This window comes from Actinomadura soli, from assembly GCF_005889715.1.
GTDB classification, from domain to species: Bacteria; Actinomycetota; Actinomycetes; order Streptosporangiales; family Streptosporangiaceae; genus Spirillospora; species Spirillospora soli.
On the sequence record NZ_VCKW01000420.1, the window covers coordinates 1 to 4661 of the forward strand.

The 4661-nt window shown below is 73.0% G+C and carries 5 protein-coding genes; 3 read left to right on the forward strand and 2 right to left on the reverse strand.

Annotated features, from left to right (window positions below):
- From ETD83_RS39570 to ETD83_RS39580, 3 genes are all read left to right on the forward strand, one after another.
- The coding region (locus ETD83_RS39570; protein WP_138650384.1) for an LCP family protein at positions 1-663 on the forward strand (663 nt) is incomplete at its 5' end.
- Positions 664-772: 109 nt separating this feature from the next.
- A complete protein-coding gene (locus ETD83_RS39575; protein ID WP_138650386.1) occupies positions 773-1408 on the forward strand; it encodes a PadR family transcriptional regulator in 636 nt (211 codons plus the stop codon).
- A complete protein-coding gene (locus ETD83_RS39580) occupies positions 1405-3018 on the forward strand; it encodes a DHA2 family efflux MFS transporter permease subunit (protein ID WP_138650388.1) in 1614 nt (537 codons plus the stop codon). Before ETD83_RS39575 ends, ETD83_RS39580 begins: the two co-directional genes overlap by 4 nt.
- 24 nt (positions 3019-3042) lie before the next feature.
- On the opposite strand, the gene ETD83_RS39585 is transcribed toward ETD83_RS39580, so the two are convergent.
- Positions 3043-3576, reverse strand: coding sequence for a DUF6113 family protein (locus ETD83_RS39585; RefSeq protein ID WP_138650389.1), 534 nt, complete (start codon positions 3574-3576; stop codon positions 3043-3045).
- Positions 3577-3643: 67 nt separating this feature from the next.
- The gene (mshB, locus tag ETD83_RS39590; RefSeq protein WP_138650390.1) at positions 3644-4540 is read right to left on the reverse strand and encodes an N-acetyl-1-D-myo-inositol-2-amino-2-deoxy-alpha-D-glucopyranoside deacetylase; all 897 of its coding nucleotides are present in this window, start codon (positions 4538-4540) and stop codon (positions 3644-3646) included.
- Between the last annotated feature and the right edge of the window lie 121 nt (positions 4541-4661).

The window sequence follows — 4661 nt, forward strand, 5'->3', positions numbered from 1 at the left end:
CGGGACGGGTGGGTGCCCGTCCCGGGGCACGGCACGACGAAGATCAACGCCGCGTTCGCCCATGGCGGGCCCGCGCTGCTGATCAGGACGGTGGAGCAGCTCACGGGCGTCCGCGTCGACCACTACGCCGCGCTCGACTTCGGCGGGTTCGTGCAGATGACCGACGCGCTCGGCGGCGTGGACGTCACCATCACCAAGAAGACCCACGATCCGAAGCACGACCGCACCTGGCAGGCGGGCCGCCAGCACCTGGACGGCGTCGAGGCCCTGGACTTCGTCCGGCAGCGCTGGAACCTCCCGGACGGCGACCTCGACCGGATCAAGCGGCAGCAGGCGTTCCTGCACGCCCTGGCGGAGAAGGCGCTCGACACCCGCAACCCGATCAAGATCGACCGGTTCATCCGGGCGGCGACGCGGTCGGTGACCGTGGACGACTCCGTGACGTCCGGCACGCTGCGCGGGCTGGCGCGCCGGCTGCTGCGGACGCCGCTGCGCGAATACCTGACCACCCCCGTCGCGGGGACGGGCCAGCGGGGCGAGCAGAGTGTCGTCCTCCTGGACGAGGCCGGTGCCCGGGCGCTGTTCACGGCCGTCCGGGACGACCGGGTCGGCGAGTACGTCGCCCGCAACGGCGCGGGGAACACGGTCGACGCCGTCCGCTGAACCCCACCCCCACCCGGGCGGTATGTCCGGCAATAATCTAAAGTGACGGTAGTCGTCTATATGGATTAGTTTGACCGGACTAATCGCCGACCACCGAGGCCCCGTCACGATGTCCCGCCCCCTTACCCCGCTCGCGCTGACCGTGCTGCGCATGCTGTGCGACGGGCCCATGCACCCGTACGAGATGCAGCAGCGCATCCGCGACCACGCCTATGACCAGGCGGTCAAGATCACGCACGGCGCGCTGTACCACTCGGTGGAGCGGCTCGCCGGAGGCGGGCTGATCGAGCCGCTGGAGACGAGCCGGGAGGGACGCCGGCCCGAGCGGACCGTGTACGCGGTGACCGCCGCCGGACGGGACGCCGCGCACATCAGGCTCGCCGAGCTGCTCGCGCGTCCCGCCGAGGAGTTCCCGCTGTACGGCACCGCGCTGGCGTTCATCAACCTGCTGCCCGAGGCCGACGTCGCGCGGCAGCTGCGCCACCGCGCCGTCGCGCTGGAGGCGCTCCTCGCCGGGCACCAGGCGGCCCACGACGCGCTGCTGAAGACCGGGTTGGAACGGTACAAGCTGATCGACCAGGAGTGGCTGATCACGCGGGTCCGCGCCGAGCTCGACTTCACCCGGGGCCTGGCGGACGACCTGGAGTCCGGCCGTCTCACCTGGAAGGACGACGACGCCACCCGCCCGGCGACCCTGATCCCCGCGACGACCACGACACGCCACACGACAGGGGGGACCTCATGAGCAGATGGCGCGGAAATCCGTGGGCGATCCTGCTGACGCTCTCGCTCGGCTTCTTCATGACGCTGCTCGACCTGACGATCGTGAACATCGCGATCCCGAGCATCACCGAGAAGCTGGACGCCTCGCTCGACCAGGTCCTGTGGGTCATCAACGCCTACGTCCTGGTGCTCGCCGTCCTGCTGATCACCGCGGGCCGGCTCGGCGACCTGTGGGGCAAGAAGAACCTGTTCATCACCGGTGCGGCGCTGTTCACGCTGTCCAGCCTGGCATGCGGGATCGCGCAGGACCCGGCGCAGCTCATCGCCGGCCGCGCCGTCCAGGGCCTCGGCGCCGCGCTGCTCATGCCGCAGACCATGTCGATCATCATCGGGGTGTTCCCGGCGGAGCGGCGCGGCACCGCCCTCGGCGTCTGGGGCGGGGTGGCCGGGGTGTCCACCATCGCCGGGCCCACGCTCGGCGGGCTGCTGGTCACCCACCTCGACTGGCGGTGGATCTTCTTCGTGAACCTGCCGATCGGCGCGATCGTGCTGGCCATGGCCGTGCCGATCCTGCCCGGCCGCATGCCGGGCCCCCGGCACAGGTTCGACCTGACCGGCGTGCTGCTGGCCTCCGCCGCCCTGTTCTGCCTGACGTTCGCGCTCACCGAGGGCCAGAAGTTCGAGTGGAACGCCGTCATCTGGGGGCTGATCGCCGCCGGCGCCGTCCTGTTCCTGGTCTTCGCCGCGCACCAGCGCACCCGGCAGGACGCGGAGCCGCTCGTCCCGTTCTCGCTGTTCAGGGACCGCAACTTCACGATCCTGAGCATCGTCGGCGCGGCCGTGTCGGTCGGCATGATCGGCATGATCCTGCCGCTGACGATCTACCTGCAGTCGGTGCTGGGGTTCAGCGCCCTCAAGGCGGGGCTCGTCCTGGCGCCGTCCTCGGTCATGTCGATGTTCCTCGCGCCCGTCGCCGGACGGCTGTCGGACCGCATCGGCGGCAAGTACATCCTGATGGCCGGGCTCACGCTCTACGCCGGCGGGATGCTCTGGGTCGCGGCCATCGCCGAGGTCGGCAGCGACTGGACCGCCTTCATCGCCCCGCTCATCGTGGCCGGGACCGGCATCGGCTGCGTGTTCGCCCCGATGGCCACCGAGGCGACCCGGCACGTCCCGCCACGGCTCGCGGGCGCCGCGTCCGGGGTCAACAACACGATCCGGCAGGTCGGCTCCGTGCTCGGCGCCGCGGCGGTCGGCGCGCTCCTGCAGAACCAGCTCGCGTCGTCGCTGCGGGACGAGGCGGCCGCCCGCTCGTCCGCCCTGCCGCCCGGCGCGCGGCCGGGATTCGTCCGGGGCTTCGCGGAGGCGGCCAAGGGCGGGCTGGAGGTCGGCGCCGGCCAGAGCGGAGCGAAGCAGCAGATACCGACCGGCCTCCCGCCGAACGTGGCGCACCGCCTCCACGAGCTGGCCGCGCAGGTGTTCTCGCACGGGTTCGTGCACGCCATGAAGCCGGCGATGATCCTGCCCATCGGTGTGATGTTCCTCAGCGCCGTGGCCTGCCTGGCCCTGAGGGGGCACCGGTCCGGGACGCCCGCGGGCATGGACGCGGAACCGGCGCACGCCTCCACCTGAGCGGCGATGCGGGACGCGGCCGGGCTAGTGGCCGGTGCGTCCCGCCTTGCCCAGGAGCCACTGCCCGGACGGCCCGCCGGGACGGACGCGCAGGATCGCGAGGACGGCCGCGGCCAGCCCGCCGATGATGTAGACGTACCCGGCGTAGTTGGTCTTGCCGCTCAGCTCCGTCGGCATGACGAGGTCGCCGCCGGGGCCCTCGTTGGACAGGATGAAGACGACGATCAGCCAGGTCAGCGCGATGATGACGGGGCCCGTCCGGCCGCCGGTCCCCCAGCCGGCCAGCCGCACCAGGGCGAACAGCACCAGGGCGAGGACGATCGACGCGACCGGCACCCGGTCCACCGTCCAGTCCTGGACGAACGAGCCGATCAGCCCGTACACGGCGCCGAGCAGCCCGAGCACCGCGTAGACGGCGCCGGACACGACCGCGTCGAGCGGGGCCTCGCCGTCCGGCGGGCCCGGCACGGGCGGCCCGGGGTCCCCCGGCGGCCCGCCGTGCTCGGGAAGGCCCTGCTTGGCGAGGCTCACCCGGGTCTCGTCGTCGTCTTCGTCCACGAACGCCAGCGTACCGAGACGGCCGGGCGGCGGGGCCGTCCGGCGGGCCGGTCAGGCTGCCGGCCGGTCAGGTCTGGTCGGTCAGGCCGGCGAACAGGTCGCGCTCGCGGGGCCCGGGGCCGACCGGGCCCGGCTCGCCGGCCTGGAGGATGAAGTACTCGGTGCCGAACGCCTGCTGGCCCAGGTTGTTCGACAGCGCGAAGAACGGCCCGACCTGCTCGGGCGCCACGACGATCTGGGTGCGGTGGGCGCGCAGGGCGGCGAGCTTGGCGGGCAGGTGCGCGCGGGCGTCCACGACCGTGGTGACCTGCCCGTCGGGGACGCCGGACCCGAGCTCGTCCAGCCCGGCGACGCGGGCGAACGGCAGCTTCGCCTCCCGCATCACGGCGATCGCGCGGGCGAGGACGGTCCGCGGCGTGGCGTAGGCGTAGAACTTGGCGGCCCGCCACGGCTCGGCGCCGTCCTCGTGGGCGGGGTCGGCGGCCAGCTCGAACGCCCGCCACGCGACGCGGTGCGCCTGGATGTGGTCGGGGTGGCCGTAGTTGCCGCGCTCGTCGTAGGTGACGATCACCTGCGGCCGGACGTCCCGGATGACGGTGACGAGGTCCAGCGCCGCGGTGCCGGCGTCGGCGCGCCAGAAGCAGCGCGGGTCGTCGTTCGTGGGCGCGCCCATCATCCCGGAGTCGCGCCAGCGGCCCGGGCCGCCGAGGAAGCGGTGGTCGCGGACGCCGAGCGCCGCGCACGCCGCCGCGAGCTCACCGATCCGGTGCTCGCCGAGGCGGTCCTCCTTGTCGGAGGCCAGGTGGCGCAGCTCCTCCGGGATGACCTCGCCCTCCTCGCCCAGCGTGCACGTGACGAGACAGACGTGGGCGCCCTCGGCGGCGTACTTGGCCATGGTCGCCCCGGTCCCGATGGACTCGTCGTCCGGATGGGCGTGGACGAACAGGATCCGCGGCTCCTTCATAGGAAACGAGCCTACTCAGGGCCCGGGGCGCGGTGGATGACCGCCCTGCCCGGGCGGGTCCCGCGGCCCCGGACCAGCGGCTCAGGGGACGGCGGGCGGCGCGCCGCCATCTCCTTCGCCG